This is a genomic window from uncultured Mucilaginibacter sp. (assembly GCF_913773635.1).
Classification (GTDB): domain Bacteria; phylum Bacteroidota; class Bacteroidia; order Sphingobacteriales; family Sphingobacteriaceae; genus Mucilaginibacter.
Genome location: NZ_CAJYGQ010000006.1, coordinates 240,183 through 263,997, shown reverse-complemented (window position 1 = coordinate 263,997; position 23,815 = coordinate 240,183). Strand labels below are relative to the sequence as shown.

The 23,815-nt window shown below is 41.3% G+C and carries 14 protein-coding genes; 3 read left to right on the top strand and 11 right to left on the bottom strand.

Annotation, left to right across the window (positions count from 1 at the left end; all coding sequences use genetic code 11):
* Positions 1 to 111 precede the first annotated feature (111 nt).
* On the top strand, positions 112 to 3,300 hold the full coding sequence (locus tag QZ407_RS06535; RefSeq protein WP_295768910.1) for a sensor histidine kinase: 3,189 nt from the start codon (positions 112 to 114) through the stop codon (positions 3,298 to 3,300).
* A gap of 1 nt (position 3,301) precedes the next feature.
* The gene (locus tag QZ407_RS06530) at positions 3,302 to 4,114 is read left to right on the top strand and encodes a response regulator (RefSeq protein ID WP_295768907.1); all 813 of its coding nucleotides are present in this window, start codon (positions 3,302 to 3,304) and stop codon (positions 4,112 to 4,114) included.
* Positions 4,115 to 4,398: 284 nt separating this feature from the next.
* Here the strand turns inward: QZ407_RS06530 and QZ407_RS06525 are convergent, their stop codons facing one another.
* From QZ407_RS06525 to QZ407_RS06510, 4 genes are read right to left on the bottom strand one after another with little or no spacing between them, the layout of a single operon-like run.
* Positions 4,399 to 5,151, bottom strand: a complete 753-nt coding sequence (locus tag QZ407_RS06525; RefSeq protein WP_365334747.1) for a DUF1080 domain-containing protein — start codon at positions 5,149 to 5,151, stop codon at positions 4,399 to 4,401.
* A gap of 18 nt (positions 5,152 to 5,169) precedes the next feature.
* Entirely contained in the window at positions 5,170 to 6,045 is an 876-nt protein-coding gene (locus QZ407_RS06520) for a sugar phosphate isomerase/epimerase (protein WP_295768905.1), read from the bottom strand.
* Between the two features lie 10 nt (positions 6,046 to 6,055).
* The gene (locus QZ407_RS06515; protein ID WP_295768903.1) at positions 6,056 to 7,093 is read right to left on the bottom strand and encodes a PmoA family protein; all 1,038 of its coding nucleotides are present in this window, start codon (positions 7,091 to 7,093) and stop codon (positions 6,056 to 6,058) included.
* Positions 7,094 to 7,098: 5 nt separating this feature from the next.
* On the bottom strand, positions 7,099 to 8,454 hold the full coding sequence (locus tag QZ407_RS06510; protein ID WP_295768901.1) for a Gfo/Idh/MocA family oxidoreductase: 1,356 nt from the start codon (positions 8,452 to 8,454) through the stop codon (positions 7,099 to 7,101).
* A 305-nt stretch (positions 8,455 to 8,759) separates the two neighbouring features.
* Between QZ407_RS06510 and QZ407_RS06505 the strand changes: the two genes are divergently transcribed.
* Positions 8,760 to 9,683 (top strand): glycoside hydrolase family 43 protein, encoded by a 924-nt coding sequence (locus QZ407_RS06505; protein ID WP_295768899.1) that lies wholly within the window; start codon positions 8,760 to 8,762, stop codon positions 9,681 to 9,683.
* Positions 9,684 to 9,797: 114 nt separating this feature from the next.
* On the opposite strand, the gene QZ407_RS06500 is transcribed toward QZ407_RS06505, so the two are convergent.
* The 7 genes from QZ407_RS06500 to QZ407_RS06470 form a co-directional block, all read right to left on the bottom strand.
* Entirely contained in the window at positions 9,798 to 11,651 is a 1,854-nt protein-coding gene (locus QZ407_RS06500) for a RagB/SusD family nutrient uptake outer membrane protein (protein ID WP_295768897.1), read from the bottom strand.
* A 4-nt stretch (positions 11,652 to 11,655) separates the two neighbouring features.
* Positions 11,656 to 14,826 (bottom strand): TonB-dependent receptor, encoded by a 3,171-nt coding sequence (locus QZ407_RS06495; protein WP_295768894.1) that lies wholly within the window; start codon positions 14,824 to 14,826, stop codon positions 11,656 to 11,658.
* 575 nt (positions 14,827 to 15,401) lie between these two features.
* Positions 15,402 to 16,475, bottom strand: coding sequence for a cellulase family glycosylhydrolase (locus QZ407_RS06490; RefSeq protein WP_295768891.1), 1,074 nt, complete (start codon positions 16,473 to 16,475; stop codon positions 15,402 to 15,404).
* Positions 16,476 to 16,603: 128 nt separating this feature from the next.
* Positions 16,604 to 18,280, bottom strand: a complete 1,677-nt coding sequence (locus QZ407_RS06485; RefSeq protein WP_295768888.1) for a RagB/SusD family nutrient uptake outer membrane protein — start codon at positions 18,278 to 18,280, stop codon at positions 16,604 to 16,606.
* Between the two features lie 13 nt (positions 18,281 to 18,293).
* Positions 18,294 to 21,431, bottom strand: a complete 3,138-nt coding sequence (locus tag QZ407_RS06480; RefSeq protein WP_295768886.1) for a TonB-dependent receptor — start codon at positions 21,429 to 21,431, stop codon at positions 18,294 to 18,296.
* Positions 21,432 to 21,947: 516 nt separating this feature from the next.
* A complete protein-coding gene (locus tag QZ407_RS06475; RefSeq protein ID WP_295768883.1) occupies positions 21,948 to 22,433 on the bottom strand; it encodes a hypothetical protein in 486 nt (161 codons plus the stop codon).
* A gap of 4 nt (positions 22,434 to 22,437) precedes the next feature.
* Positions 22,438 to 23,535 carry a zinc-dependent alcohol dehydrogenase gene (locus QZ407_RS06470; protein WP_295768879.1) on the bottom strand — a complete coding sequence of 366 codons (1,098 nt, stop codon included), beginning with the start codon at positions 23,533 to 23,535 and terminating at the stop codon, positions 22,438 to 22,440.
* Between the last annotated feature and the right edge of the window lie 280 nt (positions 23,536 to 23,815).

The following is a 23,815-nucleotide window of genomic DNA, read 5'->3' as shown; positions in this document are numbered from 1 at the left end:
CTTTATCCTATTATAGGGCAACTATTGGCTGGCTGTAGGCAAAGCCAGTTTTGGGCAACGGTGTAAAGCTATTGTTACATCAACGTTTTTAATATATTTGGGCTACTAATTATGCGCCTGTTCCTTCGTGCGGCTTGTGTTGTGGTTTTATTAATCGGAGCGGTTTTCGCCTGCTTCGGGCAATCTTATTATTTCAAACATTACCAGGTAGATGATGGCTTATCGCACAATGCGGTTACATCAATATTACAAGATAGCAAGGGCCTGATGTGGATTGGAACGCGTGGAGGCTTAAACCGTTTTGATGGTTACACTTTTAAGCTTATAAAAAATAAAAAAAACAAGCTTGGCAACCTCGGCAATAACGTAATTACTGCTATTAAGGAAGACCGCAAAGGAATGCTGTGGATTGGCACCGGTAAAGGCATTTTTAAATACGACCCGTATAAAGAAGTTCTTACATCGCTGGATGTCGCTCCGCAATCATACATCAGGAGTTTACTAATTGACCTTAACGGCAATCTTTGGTTTTTGGCCGACTATTCTCTTTTTAGATACAATCAGCAAAAAAACAAGGTAGAAGACGCATCAATAACAGGAACTTGCACAGCGGTTGATAAGCATAATAATATATTAATTGGCAATAACGATGGTGAAATCATCATCTACTCACCCACTACTAAAAAGATCAAATATATACGCGCTGTTGGTCAAAGCATACAGCCTAAGTTGCGCTCGATAAATAAAATTTATCCGCTTGAAGACGGAAGAATACTCATAGGGTGCTTTAAACAAGGACTTAAAATATTTGATCCATCAACAAGGCTAACCCGCTCAATTCCTTTGCGTGAAAAGAATGATGCTGAAATATACGTACGCGACATTACATCAGCCTCAAAAACTAATTATTGGATAGCAACGGAATCGGGAGTTTTTATTTATAACCTGCTCAACAATAAGAGCCTTAACGTTCGTAAAAGTTCCGAAGACCCATATGCCATTGCTGATAACGCTGTTTACGCTGTTTGTAAAGACAATCAGGGAGGTATGTGGGCAGGAACTTACTTTGGCGGGTTAAATTATTACTCCAAAGAAAACGCACGATTTGAAAAATACTATCCGCAGGTAAAAACAAACTCCATCTCCGGTGATGCCGTACGCGAAATAAGACCCGATAACAACGGAAATTTGTGGATTGGGACCGAAGATGCCGGTATTAATAAACTGGATTTAAATACCGGCAAATTTTCAAACTTTACATCAACCGGTAGTACAGCCGATCTTTCTTATCCCAACATTCACGGTTTGCTCTCAATTGGAAACGAGTTACTGATAGGTCCATTTTTTCACGGTATGGAAATAATGGATACTAAAACCGGAAAAATAACCAGCCGTTTCAAATACATTGGTAATAAAGATGATAATGCAAGTGATTTTATACTCTGCATGCACTTAACCAGGGACAGCACAATTTTGATTGGAACGGCTTACAATGGTTCGGGGCTGTTTACCTATAACCGTAAGCAAAAAACATTTTCGCGCATTAAGCAAATACCGTACGACTCGTACGTGTTTCACATCGCCGAAGATAACAAGGGCAACATATGGACGGGCAGCGTTTCACAAGGTGCATTTTATTATAACCCTAAAACAGGTAAGACTGATAACATACGCTTTGGCACCAAAATAAATAACAAGTATATAAACGAGGTAGCTGTGCATTACATAATGCAAGACAGTAATGGAAACATGTGGTTTGCCACCGAAGGCGCCGGATTAATTAAGCTTAGCCCTGATTTAAAAACATTTAAAAGGTTTACCACCACACAGGGAATGCCTACAAACGTAATATTTTGTATGCTTGAAGACGGCAATAAAAACCTTTGGGTAAGTACACTTAGAGGACTTATCTGCCTCAACCTTAAAACGGAAAAATTCAAAACTTACACGCAATCTAACGGATTGATTACTGACCAGTTTAATTATAATTCAGCTTATAAACATCCCTCAGGTAAAATGTATTTTGGCTCAGTTAAGGGAATGGTTGCTTTTAACCCTGCTGAATTTGCACACAAAGATGCCAGTCCACCCACGTATATCACCGGTTTTCAAATAAACAATAAAGAGATTGTACCTAACGATAAAACCAAAACCCTTACGCGTTCAATTCTTTACACCGATACTATCACGCTTAATCATAACCAAAGCAACTTTAGTATCGAATTTGCGGCGTTAAATTATTCATCACCACAGGTTACACGTTACAAATATTTTATGGCCGGCCTTGATAAGCAGTGGACATATCTTAACAGCAACCGAAAGGCTTACTTTACCGATTTATCAGCAGGCGATTACACTTTTCATGTTCAGGCCGAAAGCAACGTAGGAAGTTGGGTAGGCAAAGAACGCCGCATATTTATCAAAGTATTGCCTCCCTTTTGGAAGAGTAATACGGCTTATGCGTTTTATATATTAGCTACTTTTATAAGTCTGTATCTTGCCGTTAGGTACTATCATCAATATCTTGAACGCAAAAACCACCGCAAAATTCAGCTGTTTGAACATGAGAAGGAAAAAGAAATCTACCAGGCAAAAATTGAATTTTTTACTAATATAGCCCACGAAATTCAAACGCCTCTAACCCTCATTGTTGGCCCCGTTGAATGGCTGGTGAAAAAGGCCGAGGAACAGCCTTCCATTAAGAAAAGCCTGCTGTTAATAGAAAAGAATGCAAAGCGCCTAACAGAACTCACTGCGCAGTTGCTTGATTTCCGTAAAACAGAAATGAATCAGTTTGGGCTTAACTTTGTTAATACAGATATAAGCAAGCTACTTAAAGAGCAACTAATTATTTTCAAGCCTGAAGCTCTGAAGGGCAACATTTCTTTAGAAATCAATATACCTAAACAACCCGCCATTGCATTTGTAGACAGAGAGGCATTGGTAAAGATTTTAACTAACTTAATTTCAAACGCTATAAAGTATGCTGCAGCTAAAGCCACGGTAACATTAAACACTATTAATGCGAATGATGAACATTTTACTATTTGGTTTAGTAATGATGGCAAGGGCATTCCGGCAGACTTGACTGAAAAGGTATTTGAACCGTTTTTTAGAGTGCGCGGACATGAAAAGCCTGGTACAGGTATAGGCCTGTCCTTAGCACGATCACTTGCCGAATTGCATAACGGCTCATTAAAACTAATAAAAGGCAAAAGCAACATTACTGTATTTGAGTTGACACTACCTGTGCACCAAAAGTTTGAATTCAATTTAAGCAGCTGGAAAAAGATTAAATGATATGAGCGACACTATTTTAATCATTGACGATAACGAGGATATCCTTGAATTTTTATCTGAGGTTTTGAGCGATACTTATACCCTGCATTTGGCCCTTAACGGCGAAATTGCACAAAACATACTGGCAACAGAAATGATCAGCCTTATAATATCTGACATTATGATGCCGGGCATTGATGGTTTTGAACTCTGCAGGCTCGTAAAATCTAATGTTGATTACTGCCATATTCCTATTATTCTATTAACATCAAAAAATACTTACAGCGCCCATATTGAAGGCCTTGAAGTTGGTGCTGATGCTTACGTTCAAAAACCATTTTCGCCAGAGTTGTTACAGCACCAGATAGCTAACCTGTTAAAAAACAGACTGAAGATTAAAGACCATTTTGCTAGTTCGCCGTTTGAAGATGTAAGGGTTATGGCACATTCAAAAACGGATGAGGCATTTTTAAAGAAGCTTGACGAGTATATAAGGAAAAACCTGAAGGACACGAATATGGATATCGATAAACTATCAGACCATATGAATATGAGCCGCCCCACTTTTTACCGTAAGGTAAAATCCATATCGTCATTATCCCCTAAAGAACTTATCGACCTCACACGACTTAAGAAAGCAGCCAAATTAATTGCACAAAATGAGTTTACTTTATTTGAAATAGCTAAGTCTGTTGGGTACAGTTCACAAAGCTTGTTTACACGTAATTTTCAAAAATACTTTAAGGTTACCCCGCTTGAATATATTAACTCTTTAAAAGCCAATTTACCAACCGAGGGATTGAGCGATCAGGTAAAATCATTTATAGATAAATGAAAAAGCAGCGATATAAATGTATCTAGCTGCCTTGATTTAGATTCCTAATCGCTTATAATTTAAGCAAGGAATTTTTAAAACGGCTTTAAATGGTCATCACTGGTATGACTTTTCAACTCGCCATCCTCCTTTATACAGGAGCAGGAATAAGATTCTGCTGGTTTATTTGATCAAAGGTTTTGTGTAAATAAACGTTGAATGATGCTTTTACAAAAAGGAGCTGCCGGCTTGCCCGGCAACTCCTAAAGCCAAAGCCTTTTAAGGGCTTTGTATTAAACATTAATTTATTTCAACTCTTTTATTTTGATGTTACGGTAGCTTACCTCATTACCATGATCCTGCAGCAGAATGTGGCCTTTAGGGGCTTCACCAAAATTTTTCCAGATTTTGTGCTTGCTCATCTGAACCAATTTCCTGAACTCGTCCGACCCGCGTTCGTATTCAAGCACTTTGACACCGTTTAGCCAATGTTCCACATGATTGTTAGGGTAAACTATTACCTTACCTGTGTTCCATTCACCTATAGGTTTGGTTGCTCCAGTTTTGTTGGAGGTTTTCAAGTCGTAAAGCGATGCCAACGTGCGGTTTCCGTCTCTACCTAACTTTGCATCAGGATGAACTTCATCATCTAAAACCTGGTACTCCAAACCAATTGCCGATGCGTTTGAGTTTTCTTGCAGTGTAACAAAATACTTTACACCGCTGTTAGCACCACGTGTTAGCTTAAAGTCGAAGCTTAATTCAAATGCACCGTACTCCCCCGTTGTAACAATATCTCCGGCATTTTTTGATTCGGCACCATTGGAGGCTTGGATGGTAAGCGTACCATCTTTTATAATCCAGCCATTTACACCAGTAGGAAAGGTTTCCGCCTTGGCGCTGCGCCAGCCTTTGCTAGTTTTACCGTCAAAAAGCAATTTCCAACCTTGTTTTTTCTCTTTCGACGACAAAGTGTTAGTCTGCGCATTTGTTGTGCCGCCAAGGGCAACCAACAAACCTGCACAAATAGATAATTTATAAAGCCATTTAAAATTCATAGCAACTTTTAGTGTTTATTATTTTGTTAGTGTGTTTAAATATTTTATGCTTTGCGGCACCTGCTCAACTGAGGCACGGCTTTCATCTTCAATATAAAAATGCTTAACCCCAGCTTTTCGCGCGGCTTTGATTACAGCAGGTATGTTAATTTGCCCGGTGCCCAGTACTACGTCGTTATTTTGATCGGTACCACCTGAGTTGTTACCGGCTACACCCTTTTTTAAATCTTTTAAATGCAATGCAACGTAACGCGACGGGTATGTTTCGAGTAACTTTGCAGGATCTTGGCCAGGGAAAAAGGCCCACAAAATGTCAAGTTCAAAACTTACATATTTTGGGTTGGTGTTGGTTACAATGTAATCATAAAGCGTTTTGCCTTCATACGGTTCAAATTCAAAACCATGATTATGGTATATGAAAGTAAGCTTATAATTATCTGCTAATATTTTACCTACCCTGTTGAATTCGCTTACTGCATTTTTTGCGTTATCTAAAGTAAAGCTGCCTTTGGCATGTGGGATATTGGCTATCCTTACGAATTTTGCGCCAAGCACTTTGGCTGTTTGAGCCACCTCATCTGTTTTAGTTGTAATGGTTTCCCAGTTTACGCCATACGATGAACACTTTAGCCCACGCTCATCCAGCATTCGCTTTAAATCCTCAGGCTTTTGCCCAAATAAATTTGAGAATTCAATATCAGTTATACCGTTTCCCTTTATCATATCGAGTGTTGACGGAACATCCTTTGCAAACAGGTTTCGGTAGGTAAATGACACAATACCGGGAGCTTCAGGAAATAACAGCTTTTTTGATTGCCCTGAAGATGTATTGACTGTTCCAACAAACACCAGGATGAAACTGATTATGGATAAATTATATCTTACGTTTAACATATCAATTGTATTATTTACCAAAGGTGCTAGCCATTTCATTAAGTTGTTCTGGCTTGAGTGTCTTACTGTCATTATTGATTATTACACGGTATTTGAACGTTGCCGACTCGTTAGGTTTAAGCGTTAAATTCTTTTCAGATTTTCCGTTGGTAAAAACTTTCTCTCCTAGCGGATTAGCTGCGAACAAGCCATATCCCCGGGCATGCCAAAATGTGGGATAATTTGGATTTTGCGGATGATCGATAATGGCAACACTAACAGAATCGGCACCTAGTTTACCATATACTTTACACCACACGCCACGACTGCTCCATGCTGCATCGCCAACTTTACCTTCACTGGTAAGGTAGTTGCCGGTTGGCACTTTGTCTGTTCCGCCTTTTATGACAGTAACAATGCCCTTGTTGTCGGTAAACTTTTCGTCTTTGGTAGTTGGCATTTGCAACTCGTGCGCAAGGCGTAAGCCCAACATACCATCCTTCACATCACTAAATAATGCCTGCTGTACAGCTGTTAAAGTGGTTATCCGGTCAATTACACGCTGGTTTTTATCACCGCTGAATTCAAAGCGTGTATTCTCCTTTAGTATAACATCACCAGCTTGATTGGTCCAATTAGCGCTGTAAGCTAAAATACCTTTCCTACCACTTTTAACCTCTGTGACTTGCTGAGTTTTTATCCAGCCGTACTGGCTTTTCCTGGCAGCAGGAATAGCGTAAGAGTTATTCCAGAAATCCAGCCCGTTTACGTTTTCATAGTTAAACCATAACCCAATATGATGCGGATGATCTGTAGGATCGCCCGGTTTTGGGTTAAGCGGAAAACCACGGGTAATTTCGGCGCCTGATGCGGTTCTTATCGGGTAAAGAAAAGGTTTTTCCAAGGTATCAGGATACATAAAAGTAGTGAAGGGCTTTCCGCCTACCAATACTTCAACTTTCTTTTGCTTGTCGTTGCGCTTGATGGTAACAGTTTCAACTTGTGCGAAAGCACTTGTAGAAACAATCAATGCGGCAGCTAAGCCACTTAACACCTTAAACTTTGCCATACAACTTAGTATTTAAATACTTTACCGTTTACCTTAACCTCCTGAGCTTTTTCGTCGAAAGTTGCTTTCGAACCGGTATGAGCTGCAGCAGTGGTCATAATGTTGGCAATACTGTGATAGTAGCCAGCTTCAACCGGTGCGTTTGGTTGTTTACGGCTGCGCACGCATTCCATCCAGTTACGCACGTGATTTGATGTCAGCCTATCGCCACCTGTATTAGCTGAGGCTACAACCTGTTCGCTATTGTCAAGGCTTAATTCAGGTAACAAGTTTGCCGACATATTCATAGCTGCAGCTGATCTTTGAGTTAATCCGCCTTTAGGTGAAATTTTGTTGGTAATCAAATTCAGTTCGCCACCATTTGAATAATATATTTCGGCCGGATGCTCATCGCCGTTATGCATGCGCGAGCCAAATGTAACCTGAAACCCTTTCGTCATATCATCTTCGGGTCCGTAATCAAAGGCAGCCATAATTGTATCCCAGTTACGGCGTCCGTCTTTCCATTGGTAAATACCACCATTGGCAACTACGCTTCGCGGATGTTTTAAACCGGTGAACCAATGTACGGTGTCAATTTGGTGGCTCATCCACTGGCCCGGCAAACCTGAAGAATAAGGCCAGAACAAACGATACTCGAGGTATATACGCGGATCAAACTTTTCAAACGGACGGTTCATGATAAAGCGCTTCCAGTCAGTATCCTGCTCCTTTAATTGTGTAAGTAATTCAGGGCGGCGCCAGCGACCGGGCTGGTTTACGTTCCAGGTAAGCTCTACCATGGTTATGGGGCCAAACTTTCCTGATTTGATAAAATCGTTGGCTGCATGGTAATTAGACCCGCTTCTTCTTTGCGAACCTATTTGCACTATCTTCCCGGTTTCTTTAACAGCCTTAAGCGCTGCCTTATTATCTTCCATGGTTTCGGCAAAAGGCTTTTCAACATAGGCATCACAACCGGCTTTAACTGCTTCAATAGTATGCAAGGCGTGCTGGAAATCGGCAGTGCCTATAAATACAGCATCAACCATTTTGCTGTTATATAACTCATCATTATTGCGAAATGCCTTAACGTCGTTTTGCATTTTTTGCTTCCACATGGCTGCGCCTTCTTCGCGTCGCTTGTTCCATATATCAGAAACTGCAACCACCTCAAAATTCAGTTCCTTGCAATGATTCATAAAACAAGGCATATGTGAACTGCGATGACGATCTGAAAAGCCTACTACACCTACTCTAACCCTATCGTTAGCGCCGATAATTCGTTTGTAGCTTTTGGCGCTCCAACCCGTTTTGCTAAGCATTACACCGGCGCCGGCTAATGATGCCTGCCTGATAAAATTACGACGAGACTTTTCCATCTGTTAATTTGGTAGTTAAAATGTATTGGACAGTATAATTGGTTAACCGGTTAACCCGGCATCGAAATCAAATATCGTTGATATTATGGAATTACAATGCACAGCTAAGCATGTAAAAATGGTTGCATCATAAAAATTACAATTAAACGTATTTGATTATCAATCATTTAAAATCAATACAATAACATATCGCCTTTTTAATTTGAGACAAAACGACTAAAAAATGAACAAACGGCCGGTAAATAATTCTTGTAGCTTTAGCAATCATTTACGTTACTTTACGCTGTGCCATAAAAGCAATTCAAATGAAGCAATTGATAATAAGCATTATACTAGTTTGCACATCACTTTATGCTTTAGCACAAGGCGATACCATTACCTTAGCAGACCCAAGTATATTTAAAGATGCAGACACCTATTATTTATATGGTACGGGTAAAGCAAACGGCTTTGGAGTTTATACATCTACCGACTTAAAGACTTGGAAAACTAATGAATTAAATGCGTTGACCAAAGGTGAAAGCTTTGGTACATCGGGCTTTTGGGCACCGCAGGTATTTAAACATCACAATAAGTATTACATAGCTTATACGGCAAACGAGCAAATAGCCATTGCAGAAGCCAGCAGCGCTATGGGGCCTTTTAAGCAACAGCAATTAAAACACATTACTTTATCAGGCAAACACATTGACCCTTTTGTGTTTAAAGACACCAACGGTGAACTTTACTTATACTTCGTAAGGCTCACAAACGGCAACCGGATTTATATGGCTCGTTTAAACAACAACCTGACGGATATTGATAGCACTACGCTTAAACCTTGTATTACAGCTACCGAAACATGGGAAAACACAGTAAACTCAAACTGGCCGGTTACTGAAGGACCAACCGTTGTAAAAATCAAGAACCTATACTACATGTTTTACTCGGCTAACGATTTCAGAAACATTGATTACGCAGTTGGTTACGCTACGGCTCCTTCGCCTTTGGGACCGTGGAAAAAATATAACAGTAATCCTTTAATAAGCCGTAAAATTACCAACCAAAATGGAAGTGGTCATGGCGATTTACTTAGAGGCAAAGATGGCAAATGGTATTACGTATTTCATACGCACTACAGCAACAACAAGGTAAGCCCACGTAAAACAGCTTTAATTGAGCTTAAACTAACTGGTGATGGTAATTTTGAAACGATACCATCAAGCCTTCGTTATCTTAAAAGTCGATAACTTTTTAAGCTAAACATAAACTGTATTTATATCTACTTAACATTATAACAAAAACGAGCCTTCAATTGAAGGCTCGTTTAAACGAATAACAGATTAAAGATAAATAGAACGCCTTTACCAACCGTAATTCTGTACCAGGTTGGGATCCTTATCAATTTCTGTTTGTGGTATAGGCATCAGGTAATGCTTATCATCAAAGTTACGGGTTTGAATAACCACCGGTTTGTAAAATACCGCAACACCTGCAGCTTCACTAGTAACATTTAACCCGGTTGCGGCAAGCTCCGCAGCAGACGGACGGGCATTAAGTGTATGCACCTCACCTTTGTCCACTGTTTTGGCAATAAGCCAGCGTCTTACATCCCAAAAACGGTGACTCTCAAATGCAAGCTCAACGCGCCGTTCGTTTTGTATACGTTTACGCATACCATTTTTGGTTTGATCATCGGCTAAAATCGGCAGTGCCGGCATGGAAACACGTGCCCGCACCATATTCAGATATTGGTAAACGCTTTGATCAGGTGCATCCAAGTATTCATTCATGGCCTCGGCGTAATTCAAATAAACCTCTGCTAACCTGAATAATGGAAAGTTTCGCGTTCCGGTACCAGTGTTTGCATTGCGGTCATAATCGGGCGATAAAAACTTGCGCACATTATACCCTAAAGGGTTTGTACCAGATTTGCCGGTTGCCCAACCGTCAGTTTGCCCGTTACCTGATCCAAACCATGCCAGTCTTACCGGTCTTTTCATAGCGTCAAAACGCCATACCGTATACTGGAAAAATATAGATGCATAAAAACGCGGGTCGCGGTCCTTATACATGTTTGAAATGTTGGTCACGTTTTGAAATTTAAGCCCGTCCCATAACTGCCCACTCCAGGTACCGGTATTATTATACCCCGAACCCTGGGCCGTGATAGGATAGCCGTTCTTCATTTCATAAGAATCAATAAATTGTTGCAGTGGGGTGTACTTTCCGCTACCTTTAAACGGTGCTCCATTTGGTAACTGATTAGCGTCGATGGTTACACTATTACCCATTATACGCGGAAGTATAGTTTCGGTATAATCGCGGGTGTAAAACTGCGCAGCGTAGTTTTGCACCGGGTTATTAGGGAAGGGGCTGTACAAAGTATAAATTCCTAAATCAATCACAGCCTTTGCTGCGTCGGCAGCCTTTTTCCATTTCTCGCGGTCGTACACCGCGCTGAATAATGCCTTGCCATCTTTATTTCGTATGTTGCTGTACAAAGGGTTGCCGTTAAACAGCGGACTTGCATTATAAAGCAGTGTTCTTGCCTTTAAGCTTAATGCCGCTCCTTTGGTAATACGCCCTGTTTGAGCGGCTTCCTGCGTTGGCGGCAAAGCATCGGCAACTGCATCACATTCTGATGTAATAAAACTCACCACTTCATCAACGGAGTTTCTTGATACCTGGGTATCTTCCAAATTATCTGGATTTACATCTTTAGCACTTGTAAGTATAGGTACAGCGCCATAGCGTTTAAACAATTCGAAATAAAACATAGCGCGTAAGAACCTGGCTTCGGCCTTATAGCGCGGTTTCCAAATTTCGTAGTAACTGGCCCGGTTAAGCGGTATTGGCACATTGTTTATTCTTTCAATAAATATGTTAGCACGCCTGATGTCCTGATACCGGCCAGACCAATTTCCCAGTGGGTTATCATTGGTACTCCAGCTACCTAAGTTATACTTATATGCATTTATAGCCTCACCATTGTCAAACCAGTGGTGATATGTCTCGTCGGTACAAGCTGTATAATAGGCCGTCATTTCATCAGGCAGGGCATTATACATACGGGCCAGTGCCTGCTCTGTGAGGTTTATGTTATTGTAAACGTCGTCGGCACTCGAATATTCGGCGGGTACAACATCAAGATATTTTTGGCAGGAAACGCTACCTGCAAGCATGGCTGCAAATAATAAAATTGTAGTTTTTTTCATAACATTACATTGATACGTTTAAGCCTAAGTTCACTACACGCAACTGTGGGTAATTGCCAAAACCGTTAGGAATTTCGGGATCGAATATTTTCATCTTGGACCATGTATAAATGTTTGAGCCGCTAATGAAAGTTCTTACATTGCTAAGCCCGATCTTTTTTACCCATGTTTTTGACAGCGTGTAACCTATCTCTATATTTTTAATACGCAGATAATCTGATGACTTGAGCCAAAAGGTTGAGTTTTGGTTGTTGTTAACGTTGTTGGACGAAGAAAGGCGCGGAAATTCTGCATTTGGATCAGGGTTTTCGCTTGTCCACCTTCCGTCAACATAATCGGCTAACACCGAGCTATTGCTGGCAAATGCCCAAGCAGATGTGCCGGTAAGCCATGTTTTTCCACCGGTTGTACCTTGCAATAGCACGTTAACATCAAAGCGGTTATAAGTGTAAGACACTGTTAAGCCCATGATGGATTTTGGCGTGGTTACCTGCCCTAAATATCCTTGATCTTGCGTGTTCACTACCCCATCGCGATTGCGGTCAACATATTTGATATCGCCGGGGCGTACCGGTCCAAATTGCTGTACCGGGCTTGCCGCAATATCAGCCTGATCTTTGAACAAACCGTTGGCTATTAATCCGTAAGCTTCATTTATTTGAGTACCCTTAAGTCCTCTGTAAGCCAACGCATATACAGGTTCTGCGGCGTAAACAATGCGGTTGGTGGCGTAAGAGTATGATCCTCTTAGCATAAGATAATGGTCTTTAAACCGTTTACGCCAAGTTAGCTCACCTTCAAACCCTTTATTGTTTACAATTCCTGCGTTAATAGCAGGTAAATTTTGCACACCGGTTACATCAGGAATTACACGCGCCACCGTCAAAATTTGCGTACGCTTTTCCCTGAATATATCACCGGTAAAAGCAATTTCGCCGTTTAGAAGTTCAAGGTCAATGCCTATGTTAGCTTTAGCTGATTGTTCCCAGGTTAAAAATTCGTTACCGGTTGCGCTTTCCTGTGCACCCGAAAAGCTGTTACCATCAGCAGCTAATCCAAACCTGTAACCACTACCGTTGCCTGTTTGCCAGGTACTTAGGTAGGCAAAACGCCCGGCGCTGTTATCAACACCTACAATACCGTAAGAGCCTCTAAGCTTCATGAGTGATACAACTTTGGAATTTTTTAAAAACTCTTCGTTCGATACAATCCAGCCGGCAGACCCGGCAGGAAAAAAGCCCATTCTTTTGCCTTTTCTAAAGTTCTCTGAACCGTTGTAGCCGGCATCAAACTCCAACACGTAACGCCTGTCATAGGCGTAATTTAACCTACCCACTAAACCTAACTGTTTGTAAGGCAGTGCTGCAATGGCTCCATCATCATTTGAGGTTGCTAAAAAGCTTTGTGCCTGGTTGTAGCGTAACATACCACTTACGGCGTGCTTTTTGGCAAATGTACGGTCATAATTAAGGTAAGCTTCATAGGTTGATTTGCGGCTCCCGTTTGCTACAATGGCAAAGCCAAGCAGCCCATCGCCCGTGCTTAACTCTTCGTAATTTCCTTTGCTTAAATCAGTCTCGCTTTCGTTAATGGTAAATTTGTAAGTAGAGTAATTACGCTTACGATTGATGTTCCTGTAGTTTAAAGCGTCATAAGCAAACCTTGTTCTGAAACTCAAGCCCTCGGTTATAAACGGAAGTTTTAAAGTAAAGCCAACAATTGAGTTCAGCGTATTTTCAAACATGCGCGTGTAGCCATACTGCGTTAATCTGCCATAAGGGTTTGGAGGTGCATCTTTTTGAGCCGCAACCGAACCATTAGGGTTTCTAAGCGGATACAGGTAGGATGGCGTGTTTCTTATTTCGCCCCAGAATGCACTGGCCGTCTCGGTAGGATAATTACGGTCGCGTACTATGTTTGACAGATTTAGCTCAAGCCTAAGCAGCGAGGTGAGATCAATATCGATATTACTGCGGAAATTGTATTTGTTAAGTACAGCATTAATATTGTAGGCATTCAGGTTATCATATTTATATAAACCCGCCTGCCTTAAGTAAGCCATTGATACAAAGTAACGCGCTGTTGATGAACCACCACTTACGTTAAGATTCGTTTGATTCATTAACGAATACGGCTTGATCAGTTCGTCGCTCCAGTTTACGTTTGGATATAAATATTCATAAGTTGGATTGCTGCGATCACGAAACTTATTTAAGTACTCATCGGTGTATAAATTAGCGTTTAGTCCATCATTGTTTAACGCTTCCCTGAATAACGTTAAGGCGTTATATGAATCAAGATATTTGGGCATGTTTATGGGTTGCTGAGCCGCAACCTGTGCTGTTAATGAAATTACCGGCTTGCCAGTTTTACCGCGTTTGGTAGTAACCAATACAACACCATTTGCACCTTTCATACCATAAACTGCCGTAGCGGCGGCATCTTTCAACACGCTCACGCTTTCAACATCATTAGCATCAATGCCGTCAATGTTGTTTTCAATACCATCAACTAGTATCAACGGACTTTTGCCCTGATAGGTACCAAAGCCACGTATGTACAGCGCAGAGCCATCGGCACCAGGCTCGCCGCTGCTTTGTATGGTGAGCAAACCCGGCAGCCGCCCTGCTAAACTATTGGTAAGACTTGCAGTTGGTGTGCGTAACAACTCTTTAGATGTTACCGAGGTAAGCGCACCGGTAACATTATTTTTTTGCTGGGTGCCGTAGCCAACAACAACCACATCCTCAAGTAATGCGGTGTTTTGGCGAAGCCTTACTGCTATAAAATCACGTGAGCGTACGGGAACTTCCTGCCGTAAGAAGCCCATTAAATTATATACCAGTGTGGCATCTTCAGGTACTCTTATTAAGTAACCACCGTTAACATCGGTAACTGTTCCATATCCGTTTCTTCCTTTAACAGTTATTTGCACGCCGGGTAAACCAACACCCGAGGTATCGGTAACGGTACCTCGCACCTCAATATCTTTAAAAGCTAGAGGCTTAGCTGGTGAGGCACCATGGCTTATACGAGTAAAATTGGTATTAGCAAATAGCGATGATTTTGCCGAAACTTTAAACGGAAGGAAAAAAAGTGCTGCAATAAATACGGTGATAATTTTTACTACCGCATTTAAGACACTTACTCTATACTTAAATAGAGGTTTCATCATAGTTTTTACAGTTTAAATTGTGACAGATAGGACGCTTCAGATAACTTTTGGGTTGGTATATAAAGCGCTCAATAAATTACTTTCGGGAGGCGGACTGAACTGTTCAGGCCGTTTTAAAGAATAGGTACATTTCAAATCATAGGCAACAAGGTTTGGAGTGCTTTTATGGGTGAAGCACTACTTTTTTAGGTTAATTGGTTTGATTACAGAAAAATAAATCCAATTAATATTCAGCTACCACAAGTTGAATACGCATGATTAGTCTACCCGGCGTACTAACTTGGGATGTACTTAACCTAGTTTTAATTACAGCATTTACAACAAATACTTTAAGCGTACAACTGCAATGCTACAATCAATTAAGCAAACACTTCTTTACAGGAAATTTTTTATAATTGGTTTATTATCAAGTCAAATCTATTGCATACCTTAATCACTTTTTAATCATTCTCTTGACGATTCGTCTCATTTTAATTATCTCAAGTTTGTAGATTTACTTGGACCGATACGCCGCAAACAAAAAAATCAGCACCCTTTTCAAAGTGCTGATTCATTAAATTTAATGTGATACGAAATTAATTCTTGCCTGTTACTTTTTTAATTTCTTCTATCTCCTCAGGTTTGTATGGGGTACCGTCTTTTCTGAATACATCATGAAACCAAAGTTGTGGCTCACTGCCGTCAGCTATCGGAGTATCCCATGCATATATAGTATTCGTTTTTCCTGATACCAATCCCCAGTTAATTGCACCAACGTTTTCTTTTTTAAGCATTGGCAGGGTGTTGCTGAACAAGCTGTTGTTACGGCGGGCCATATATTCTGTACAAACCATTGGCCTGCCATGTGTACGCAACATTTGCAATATGCGCAGGTGCTTTTCGGGCGCTTCGTATTCATGGTAGCTGATGATGTCTGAATTAAGCGCCTGCATGGTGTTTAATTCGTTCAAATCCCATTTCCACAAGCCTACTGATATTGGCTGATCGTGCTCCGTTTGACGTGCCCAGTCAAACACCTTTTGCAAAAGTTCTAATGATTGATTTCCTTTTTTAGAGTTACCGGGTTCGTTATATAAATCCCAAAACATAATGCGCTTATCGTGCCCAAAAGTTGTCATCACATCTTTTACATAAACAGACAGCTTTGCAAAATCTTTTGCATCAGTAATGTGCCGGCCCGGGTCTTGAGCCCAACCTGAATTATGAACACCGGTTTTTGGTTCGGGCTGTTTGCCTGTTTTTGGATTTGGGTTCCAGCAATCGTCAAAAAACACAAAGATGGTTTTGATGTGATGCTTATCGGCTATATCAAGGTACTGTTTAACCCTGCTTTTAAAGCCAGCTGCATCTTGTTCGTAAGCAAGGCTATGTAAAAAAACGCGCATAGCGTTAAAACCAATTCCTTCGGCCCAGCCCAGTTCGCGGTCAATGGTTTTAGCATCAAATGTTGATGCCTGCCACATTTCCAGCTGATTTATAGCAGTACTGGGAATAAAATTGGCACCGGCCACCCATCCGGTTTGCTTTTGCCATGCAGCGGCCTTGTCAACACTCCAACGCGGTGATATTACTTTAGACGTTTGTGCGTAGGTTAAACATGTAGCAGCAGACAGCATTGCTGTAAGCAGTAATCGATTAAGTTTTATCATATGATTTTTTGTTCCTTACAAAAACCGTTTGCCGTAAGAAGATGTAAGGTTTGATAGGTTTTAAGATTCAATTACAAGCAAAATTCACATCACAGCAATTGGAGAGCAATTGCTGTGATGTGAGGCTATTAATTATAACCCGGGTTTTGTTCGAGTTTAGCACCATTGTTACGCTCAATTTCTGATGCAGGTATTGGCCACAAGTTATAAGTAGGCAATACATCAGAGTAATAAGGGTTACACTTTTTAACGCGATCATAAATCTTTCCTAAACGCATAAGTGTTATTCTTCTCTTTTCTTCTGAGCCTAGTTCCCTCATTCTTTCATCAAGTATATACTCAATATCAACATTTGCAGGAAGAACATTTGAAGCGTTTGACCTGCTGCGAACCACGTTTATATCTGCAGCTGCGTTTGCTTGCTGGTTTAAGCCGAGGTAAGCTTCGGCCCTTAGCAAATAAGTTTCTGCCAAACGGAACATGTACTGATCGGCATAGGTACCACCGGCACTGGCTTTAAGCAGTAACTGTGATTTGTCCTGAAACATGCCGTCGGGGTGATCGCCGGGAGTGGTCACTTTTGACTGAAACGCATACAAATTTCTGCGCGGAACGGTTATACCTGCAGGCGGATTAATTGTAGAAACCGTTTGCCCAAACTGAGGGTGAGACGGATTGTTAACTTTGAATTCTCTCACAAAGTTAAATGGTGCGTTGCGTAAGTCGTTGTTAAAATCACTTTGCCAAATAACATCAGAAAAATACTTGGTTGATACGCCCCAGCCTATACCTCTGCCACCTGAATAATCACTACGCGGGTAAAGAAATGGCTGAACGTTGCTTCCCGGTAATCTGAACGATAATATTTGCGGCGCAAAAACCCGCTCTGCCTGATAGGTACCGCCTATACCTGTTGATAGGGCTCCTCCTCCCGGAACGTCGGTTTCAAACTGAATAACCCAAAGCCCTTCGCGGTTGGTGCCGTTTTTGCGGTTTTGATTTCCTTGTTGAAACAAGTCCCAGTAAACGTTTTTGGTAGCATCTGAAGCCTTCACGCCAAACCGGTTTCGCATTAAGCCAACGTTTGTGTTGCTTATTACGGCTGTGGCAGCGTCAACTGCATTTTGAAATTGTCCGGCTGCAAGGTATACCTCCGATAATAGATGGTAAGCTGCCAAGTTATTTATCTGTCCATCGGTTACAGCGTTTATTGCTGGCAGGTTTTCGGCTGCAAATTTAAGGTCGCTTATAACCTGCTCTAACACGGCTGCTTTAGTAGCCCTTACAAAGTCTGTTTTCGGCGATTGAACCTCATCAAGATTTAAAGGCACACCACCATACATGTATGCCAAGGTACGGTAAGCCAATCCCCTGAAGAATTTTGCCCTTGCTTCTGTAAAAGTTTTTTGAGCCGCTGTCATCGATGAGTTTGGAACACGGGCAATAATGGTGTTTGATTCGCTCACCAATTTATAAAGCGAGTTCCAGTGATCACCGGGTATGTTATTACCTCCTTGCGGTGCATAGGCTGCAATCATATTGGTATGATGATCTACCGTTGGTTCGCCATCATAAACCAGGTCCGTACCAAAAATATAATCAAATGGTCTACGGTCGCCGTTTGTAAAAAATTCACTTCTAACCCGGGCATAAAGGTTGTTAACTGAGGCGTCGAAATCTTTGGCAGTTATATATGCGTTATCGGTGCTTAAGAATGATAGTGGCTTTTCATCCAAAAAACCTTTTTTGCATGAATAGTTAACTATTGTACTTAATGACAAAAGTGTTATTATAATCTTTTTCATCGTTGCTCTTTAATTAGAATGTAACATTAAGTCCTACTGAATAGCCTCTTAGTACCGGGCGGCCTTCTGATGACAAGCCACGATTACTATCGTCGCTTTCCGGGTCCCATCCCTCCCAGTTTGTCCAGGTAGCCAGGTTTCTGCCGCTTACAAATAAGCTGATGTTTTGAACGTTCATGCGCTCAATTAATTTGCCTGTAAAACGGTAGCTTAATGAAACGTCCTGCAACCTTAAAAAGCTTCTGTTTTGATAATATGACGGACTGATTGTAGATGTTACTATTGATCGTGGGTATTTGCCATCAGGGTTTCTAGGCGACCAAAAATCTGTTCCGCTGAAGTAGTTATCACGTATGGTATTGTCGTTTCTTACCATCCGCGGAGTGTTTGTTGCTAAGTAATTTTTATCACCGCCGTAAACACTGTTTAAGAACACAGACAGGGTGAAATTGCCATATTTAAACGTATTGAGTAAACTCGCTCTGAATGACGGAGCTCCGGCACCCAATATGGTACGGTCATTAGCATTGTTAATTATACCATCGCCGTTTTGATCAACTATGCGGTACGTGCCCGGCGAATACCCTGCCGGAATTTGATCAGTAAGCTGCCAAATACCGTTAGTTTGATAATCATATATTACTGATGACGGTTTACCGATAAATAAGCCGCTTTGCGGAAGGTCATCTTCCCTTCCATCTCCATTAAAATCACCAAGTAACTTAACTATTTTGTTTACGTTTCTTGCGAAGCTCAAAGTAGAATTCCATTGGAATTTGTTGCTACTAACGTTCCTTGAATTAAGCAATAATTCAACGCCAGAATTGTTCAACTGACCGATGTTGGTAAGGATTTGGTTAAAGCCGGTGATGAGTGGGATATTAACGTTGTACAACAAATCAGTTGTACGGGTTTTGTAATATTCTACTCTACCAGACAGGCGACTTTTCAGTAGGGCAAAGTCTAATCCTATGTTTATCCCCTGGGTACGCTCCCATCTTAAATTGGGGTTAGGTAATGAATTGACCTGCTGGCCAAACTGCGTTGTGCCACCATCACCAAAAACATACTGGTAGCCAGGTAGCACCTCAACCCTCGGTAACGATGAATATCTGCTGGTTTGATTACCAACAACGCCATATCCTACGGTTAATTTTAAGTTATCAACCCAATCAACTTTAAAGAATGACTCCCTTGCAACATCCCAGCCAGCCGATACAGACGGGAAAATTGCCGATTTATAGTTTTCCGCGAAACCTGAAAAGCCATCCCTTCTCACCGTTGCGGTAAGCAAATACTTACTATCGTAACTGTAATTTAAACGTGCCATTTGGTAGCTTAGAGATTCTTTATAAGCATTTGATATGGCAAATCGGTTTAGTCCTTGTTCCAGGTTATTGTAACCTAGTGTAATACGGTCAAAAACAGTGGAATAAGCTCTGGTATAATCGTTTTTGCGTTCAACCGAGCCATACAATAAGGTTCCCACAATATTGTGTTTGCCAAAAGTTCGGTTGTAAGTTAAAATGTTATCTAAAGTATAATCGTAATAAACGGTGTGTTCTTTAGATGCCTGCCCGGTAAGGTTAGCATCATACCGGTTTGAAATAAACTTTTGATCGAGGCGGTAATTATTACCATAGGTAAGCTTGTAGCTTAAGCCTTTAACCGGTAGTTGTACGTTGGCATATATATTTGCGAAAAAGTAATTATGCCTGTCAAAATCATCGGCCTGATAACTCAAAAACGGGTTAGTTAAATTGGAGTTGTAAGGATTTATGATAAAGTTACCATTATCGTCTTGAGAGCGCACAAGCGGCGAGAAAGTACGCAGGTTACCTAACCCTGGTTCAACGCCATCTTCGTTAACAAAACTGCCGAACGCCTGCAAGCCCACCGTAAGCCAATCGGTTGCTTTTGTTTCGATATTTGAACGCAAGCTTTTGCGCCTGAAATCATCATTTTTGATAAATCCTATGTTTTTTGTGTAACTACCAGAAAGCAAAAACGTAACCTTTTCTGAACCGCCCGACAAGCTAAGCTGATTATCAAAAATATAGCCTGTACGGGTACCCTCTTTATACCAATTGAAATCGTAAGGTGAAATGTTACCTTGAGCATCTCTCATTGAAGGGTCAACTACGTTGGCAATATTGAAAGCCGGGTTGGGCTGGGTATAATCAGGAGCTAAATAGGCCTGATCGTAAAACAAATCCCTGATTTTTTCTAAATACTCTTCCCTTCCCATGGGCTTTAAACCGTTGCTGGGCGATTGCGTGGCATATTGTGTGGAGAAGGAGATTTTGGTTTTTCCGGCAACGCCTTTGCGGCTGGTAATTAGTAAAACACCGTTAGCTGCCTGTGCACCGTAAACTGCCGTAGCACTGGCATCCTTCAATACGTCTATCGATGCTATATCATCAGGATTGATTGATGTTAAAGAGCCGGTGTACTGTACTCCATCTAATATAATTAACACGTTTGAATTGCCTCCTAATGTGTTGGTACCCCTGATGTTGATGCTTGGTGTAGAACCCGCACGGTTAACTTGGCCAACATTTAAGCCCGGCGTGGTTCCTTGTAACAGGTTAGCCACGTTGGTAGTAGGCGAATTGCGAAAGTCATCGAGGTTTGCTCTTACAACAGATCCTGTAACATCGGCCTTTTTTTGCGTTCCATAACCAACAACCACTACATCGTTCAAGGAGTTCAACGCGGCTTTCATGGTAACACTGATATTTGCCTGCCCACTTATTGCTACTTCCTGCGTTTCGAAACCAATCATAGAAAATACCAGTACCTGGTTGGCGTTGGCGGGTGAAATGGTGAAGGCACCCGCAACATCAGTTTGAGTGGCTATTTTACTGCCTTTTACCTGTACGGTAACGCCCGGCAAAGGATCGCCGTTGCTGTCAATAACTTTACCTTTAATTTCAACATTTTGTGTTTGCTTCGGCTCGTTAATTAAATAATCTGCTCTTGCGGATGTAGCTTTGGTTGCGTTTAAAGCCCAGTCTTTCTCTTTTGACCAAGCCTCCCCATAACAACAAACCAATAACATTGTACCCGAAATTAACTTAGTAACCAAGGCTCCCTTTTGCAGGTAGCCGGCACTACGTTTACGCTCAGAATGTGTAAATACTTTGTGCATACTTTATGTTTAATTTATAATTGGTTTACAGAGCGGTGTAAACGCAGCAAAGATTTCAAGCACCTGTATTATGTTATTAGGATGCCATTTAGCGTTGATTTACGAATGGCATCAACATGCCAATGCCTATTGCCAAATCAGGTAACTTAAATACCTGGCTCAACACCCTATTAAAAATGATTGATTACTTGTTGCGGTTTACTAAAGCCAAAGTAACTTAATGGCGTTCGCAATATTTGTTCAAGGTTTTGTCTATTCGTCTCAATTTGGTAGCGTAAACTGAGCAAGAATTACGCGGATGGGTAATACAAAAGAGCGACATATTAGCTTGAATACTAACATGTCGCTCTTAAGGCATCGTGCTGTGGTACGGCTTATTTTGATGCGCTTGTATCGTGGTATTTTAAAGTAAGGGGTGCAATATCATCAAATTGATCATACTTAAACATAGCAGTTATACCAAAACAAAAATCCCCGGTAAGCAAGCTTACCGGGGATTCAAAACAAACGAAACATTTATTTTTTTTTCTTAAGGAGCAAAGAACCAACTCCTACCACCACGGCGGCACAAAGTAAGCCTTTGGCTATATATTTTTTTGGATTGTACTTCAACTCCATTTTTAAGCCGCCCTCAGCAAATGTGTTTGGAATGTGGCCCTTGGCTAAATCGGCAATGATGCCTTCGTATACGTTTATACGGTCAGCAAAAATAAGAGGCAGCCAGTGACGATATCTGTCTTCGCTGTGTTTGAAAGCGTAACGCCTTATCATACCGCTTAAACCCGATGGAGGCGTAGAAGTGCCAAATACCGCAGTTATTACAGGGCGCTCGTTTGAACACAGCACCTCAATGTTTTGAGGTTGCTGTTCGGCCCGCTCGTAATTGATACGGTTATGATCATCGCCCGTGTAGTTCTTCATCGGGTAGGTCGGTTCGTTCTCCGGATCGGCATCCATGCCATATCCCGGGATGCTTTTTACATCAATATCTTTATTGGCCATATATTTATGCTTTAGCAGATGGTATTAAAACAGTTTTTATACAGTTATCAAGCTTGGAAGAAAATAAGCGATAAGCATCAGCTACTTCTTCCAGCGGAATACGATGCGTTATCAATTCGCTTGGTTTTAGCCTGCCCGCCTGTACGTGTTCAATTAGCTTAGGTAGCAAACGCTTAACTGATGCCTGGTTGGCACGAAGGGTTATGCCCTTATTCACAACGTTGCCTATTGGAATTAAATTAAACGGAGGACCATAAACACCTACTACTGATACAATGCCTCCTTTTTTAACAGAATTAATTGCCCATTGTAAGGCAGTACCTGCACCAGCCTGCATAAGTGCTACCCTTCCGCTTAGAGTTTGCAAGGTGTTACCTTCTGCCTCGCAACCAACGGCATCAATACAAACATCAGCACCGTACCAATCGGTGGTTTTCTTTAAAAACACAACCGGATCACCAATTGACTTAAAGTTGTAAGCTTCGCACTTAGAATAATTTCGGGCAAATTCTAAACGGTACTCAATATGATCAATAATGATCACTCTCGATGGTCCAAAGAACCATGCGCACCTGGCTGCCATTATACCAATTGGTCCGGCACCAAACACAACTACAGTATCACCTGGTTTAATGCCCGCCATTTCGGCTGCCTGGTAACCGGTTGGTACCACATCGGTCAACATTACTGCATCATCCAAATCCATATCGGGTGGTATAACCGTTGGGCCAACATCTGCATAAGGCACCCTTACATATTCTGCCTGGCCGCCATCAAAGCCACCGGCCGTATGCGAATAGCCAAATATGCCGCCAACCGCTGTTGCCTGCGGGTTTGACTCGTGGCAATTACCATAAAGACCTTGCTTGCAAAAATTACATCTACCGCAGGCAATGTTAAACGGCACTAAAACGTTATCGCCGACTTTGAGATTCTGTACAGCCGGACCAACCTCCTCTACAACCCCGGTAAACTCATGCCCGAAAGTCATACCAACGCGCGTATCAGGTACAAAGCCATGATAGAGGTGCAGGTCAGATCCGCATATACAAGTACGTGTTACCCGCACAATGGCATCTTCCGGATGTAATATTTCTGGCATTGGCCGTTGTTCGGCACGGACCCTATACGGGCCTCTGTAATTCATTGCAAGCATGTAAATAAACTTTTAAAGGTTTGTAAAATTTATTCTTTAAAGTTTTAACACCAATTTACGATGCAGGTTTTATTTATTTAATTTATAATTAATTAATACAAGGAATTCGAAAAATACTTTACGATTGTTATTTGAGATACTCAGCTTCAAGCAACATGGTAGCCTAAGTATTTGTAGCTCATGTAACTAAGCAAACGCTGTTTTTCACTTAATATTTAAGGTGTAT

What these genes read in the sequence shown, in the direction of transcription:
- QZ407_RS06510 (WP_295768901.1), bottom strand. Translation starts at nt 8,454, where the DNA reads ATGGAAAAGTCTCGTCGTAATTTTATCAGGCAGGCATCATTAGCCGGC.
- QZ407_RS06485 (WP_295768888.1), bottom strand. Translation starts at nt 18,280, where the DNA reads ATGAAAAAGATTATAATAACACTTTTGTCATTAAGTACAATAGTTAAC.
- QZ407_RS06495 (WP_295768894.1), bottom strand. Translation starts at nt 14,826, where the DNA reads ATGATGAAACCTCTATTTAAGTATAGAGTAAGTGTCTTAAATGCGGTA.
- QZ407_RS06520 (WP_295768905.1), bottom strand. Translation starts at nt 6,045, where the DNA reads ATGTTAAACGTAAGATATAATTTATCCATAATCAGTTTCATCCTGGTG.
- QZ407_RS06525 (WP_365334747.1), bottom strand. Translation starts at nt 5,151, where the DNA reads ATGAATTTTAAATGGCTTTATAAATTATCTATTTGTGCAGGTTTGTTG.
- QZ407_RS06490 (WP_295768891.1), bottom strand. Translation starts at nt 16,475, where the DNA reads ATGATAAAACTTAATCGATTACTGCTTACAGCAATGCTGTCTGCTGCT.
- QZ407_RS06515 (WP_295768903.1), bottom strand. Translation starts at nt 7,093, where the DNA reads ATGGCAAAGTTTAAGGTGTTAAGTGGCTTAGCTGCCGCATTGATTGTT.
- QZ407_RS06475 (WP_295768883.1), bottom strand. Translation starts at nt 22,433, where the DNA reads ATGGCCAATAAAGATATTGATGTAAAAAGCATCCCGGGATATGGCATG.
- QZ407_RS06470 (WP_295768879.1), bottom strand. Translation starts at nt 23,535, where the DNA reads ATGCCAGAAATATTACATCCGGAAGATGCCATTGTGCGGGTAACACGT.
- QZ407_RS06535 (WP_295768910.1), top strand. Translation starts at nt 112, where the DNA reads ATGCGCCTGTTCCTTCGTGCGGCTTGTGTTGTGGTTTTATTAATCGGA.
- QZ407_RS06530 (WP_295768907.1), top strand. Translation starts at nt 3,302, where the DNA reads ATGAGCGACACTATTTTAATCATTGACGATAACGAGGATATCCTTGAA.
- QZ407_RS06500 (WP_295768897.1), bottom strand. Translation starts at nt 11,651, where the DNA reads ATGAAAAAAACTACAATTTTATTATTTGCAGCCATGCTTGCAGGTAGC.
- QZ407_RS06480 (WP_295768886.1), bottom strand. Translation starts at nt 21,431, where the DNA reads ATGCACAAAGTATTTACACATTCTGAGCGTAAACGTAGTGCCGGCTAC.
- QZ407_RS06505 (WP_295768899.1), top strand. Translation starts at nt 8,760, where the DNA reads ATGAAGCAATTGATAATAAGCATTATACTAGTTTGCACATCACTTTAT.